A 2,931-nucleotide genomic window follows, 5' to 3' on the forward strand; every position below is an offset into this window, starting at 1 on the left:
AAGTAAACAGTGATACTCAGAGGATTACTGAAAAGTTAGATCCGTCAATTTCCCTTGGTAATTATAAAAACGACAGAGTCGCTTGGTAGTTATGGTACGACAAAGTCGCTTGGTGATAACAGGCTTAGAGCGATCATCCTAAGCCATTGATGGACAAAACCTTGTTAGAGTTATGACTCCAACAAGGGTTATTGTGTATTAGGAAAAGTATGACAGTTAAAGTAGTGATAAATCCTAAGAGTTCACGTCGGTTGTGAGTAATGGAGATATACTTCGTGTGCTTTGATAAATAGAGCGACAGCCTTAACAAATCGGTAAATTATTAGGCCATTAATATGCCGACTTAGTCGGACAAGTATGCATCTAATGCCAATACCTCTGACTCAACACTTTGATGGATGCGCTTAATAAATTCACTATCAGTGCAGCTTCCCAAAATGCAAAAAAGAGGCAAAAGATGTTCCGGTGTTGGATGATTAAACAAGCTATATGGCGCGTCATCTACATAGTTTAATAGGTTTTTGATATTACCCATTTGTAGATTTTTGCAAACCCATTCAGTAAACAAATTCACTTTCTTCGCTCTATCAGGATCTGGTCTTTTCGTAAACAGCTCTCGCAAGTTATGACTTATCCCCCCAGAGCCTACGATCAATACATCCTGCTCGCGTAAAACTCTCAGACATTGACCTAACCGATAGTGTGCTTCAGGGCCGAGCTGACTATTGATAGAAATTTGTACGATGGGAATATTAGCTTTCGAGAAAATCAATTTCATCGGTATCCAGACGCCATGATCCCAACCTCGATTAGCATCTAACCGCGATTTAATTCCCCCTTCACTCAACAAGCCAACAACCTTTTGCGCCAGTTTAGGCGATCCGGGTGCTGAGTAATTAAGCGCGTATAGCGCTTCAGGAAAACCATAGTAGTCATGGATCGTCGCTGGATTATCTCCGCTAGTGACGACAACATCATCGTCCACATCAAAATGCGCTGAAAACACAACAATTGCTTTTGGTGTGGGAAGCGTATTACTAAGATTACTTAAAAATGTCTTTGTGGCACTCTCCTCTATTGCCATCATCGGAGAACCGTGTGAAATAAAGAGTGCCGGAAACAGTGTTGAATTCGATTGAATCGTCATAAAACCTGTACCTCTGGCCCAACGGGTACTATCCCCGTTGGGTTTAACGCTTTAATTGAGTAATAACCGTGTTTGATGTGATCAAGGTTTACAGTATTCTCAATCCCCTTAATAGACAGAATGCGCTTAACGTAACGAGTAAGGTTCGGCATACTGGCTAACGTATTCCGGTTACACTTAAATAATCCATGATACGCCACATCAAAACGAATCAGAGTGACAAATACTCTGATATCACTTTCTGTAATAGTGTCACCAAATAAAAATGTATGACCAGCTTCTAAGCGTTCTTCAAGCTCATCCAGCATATTAAACACCTTGTAGTAAGCTTCCTCATAGGCTAACTGTGAACTAGCAAAACCGGCTTGATACACGCCATTATTGAGCTCTTCATAAACTCGCTTATTTAACGCATCAATGTCTGTTGCAAATTCATCAGGGTACAGATCTAAGGTTGAGCCAGTTAAATCATCAAAGGCCGTATTTAACATACGAATGATGTCTGCCGATTCATTGCTAACCACCACCTTATTCACTTTATCCCAGAGGACTGGCACGGTTGGGCGCCCTGTAAAGCAGGAGTCTGCCGCGGTATATAGCTCATGCAAGTATAAATGCCCATTAAGCGTATCAACATCTGAGCCAGGGTGGCCGCCAAACTGCCAACTTTGCTCTGTCAGCACAGGGTTAACGACGCTAATAGTGATATAGTCGCTTAACTGTTTAAGCTCCCTTACCATTAGCGTACGTGATGCCCATGGGCAGATATAAGCGATATACAAATGATAGCGATCTTTTTCCGCTTTAAAACCGCCAGCACCAGTCGGGCCCGCTTGGCCATCTCTAGTGATCCAGTTTCTGAAACTAGAGGTTTGTCGAATAAACCGACCCTCTTTATCTTTTGCCTGAACAGGCTGCCAGTTTTCGGTCCATACGCCATTTACTAACATGTTCATTATCCTTCTGTCATATCTAAAAGTATCAGTTCAATCTGTGGGAACAGATACTCATCCCATTCCCGATATTGCTGATTTAAACTAAGTGTAAACATAATTAAGCAGCGGAGTCTGTGCCATTGTAAGAACGGCTGTGTAACCAAGACTTAATGAGATTATCCAGCGAATAACGACCTCCGCCTTGAATTGCCAAAGAAACAGATGCGAATAGTAGTATTAGCGCAAATTCATAGCCATTATTGGCAAGGAAAAGGCCGTTACCCAAATGTACTGTCATCGCTATAAGCATGGTAAAGCCAGTCACGATTGCTGCTGGACGTGTTAACAATCCGAACATTAGCGCAATACCGCCAAAAAACTCGCCACTGCCTGCCAGAAAGGCCATTAGCATACCTGGCTCGAAACCAATACTTGCCATCCATTGACCTGTTCCCTCCAGGCCGTAACCACCAAACCAGCCAAACAGCTTTTGTGCACCGTGAGCGACTAAAACAATCCCTAAAGGAATGCGAATGGTCAGTGGTGCAATACTCGTTGTTGTGTTTAATACCGATGTAATAATTTTAGAATTCATCATCATTCCCCTAATTCCGTTAACTTGTTTAAATTATGCATCACCCGTTTGCTTTGCATATTCATAATATAATTAACAACCACTGGAAGATAAATGGTGTTATCGTTGAATAACTATCAACAAATTGTTGTTAAACGTTATGCGCAATGCGAGGCAGTAAAGTAACGGTTTGATCTGGGTGAGGTTCAGCTGACAGGCTTTAACAAAGCAAAAAGCCCTACCACTATTAAAGCGTGTAGGGCCAGAAGGATCGG

The 2,931-nt window shown here is 42.0% G+C and carries 3 protein-coding genes; all 3 read right to left on the minus strand.

The annotated features are described in order from the left end of the window. Positions 1–343: 343 nt before the first annotated feature. On the minus strand, positions 344–1,147 hold the full coding sequence (locus QNK26_RS07000; protein ID WP_319221802.1) for a class III extradiol ring-cleavage dioxygenase: 804 nt from the start codon (positions 1,145–1,147) through the stop codon (positions 344–346). Beyond that, entirely contained in the window at positions 1,144–2,097 is a 954-nt protein-coding gene (locus QNK26_RS07005; RefSeq protein ID WP_319221803.1) for a glutathione S-transferase family protein, read from the minus strand. The genes QNK26_RS07000 and QNK26_RS07005 overlap by 4 nt, the downstream gene beginning before the upstream one ends. 103 nt (positions 2,098–2,200) lie before the next feature. Beyond that, positions 2,201–2,677 carry a DoxX family protein gene (locus QNK26_RS07010; protein ID WP_319221804.1) on the minus strand — a complete coding sequence of 159 codons (477 nt, stop codon included), beginning with the start codon at positions 2,675–2,677 and terminating at the stop codon, positions 2,201–2,203. Between the last annotated feature and the right edge of the window lie 254 nt (positions 2,678–2,931).

It is taken from the genome of Moritella sp. (genome assembly GCF_033791185.1).
In the GTDB taxonomy this organism is placed as follows: domain Bacteria; phylum Pseudomonadota; class Gammaproteobacteria; order Enterobacterales; family Moritellaceae; genus Moritella.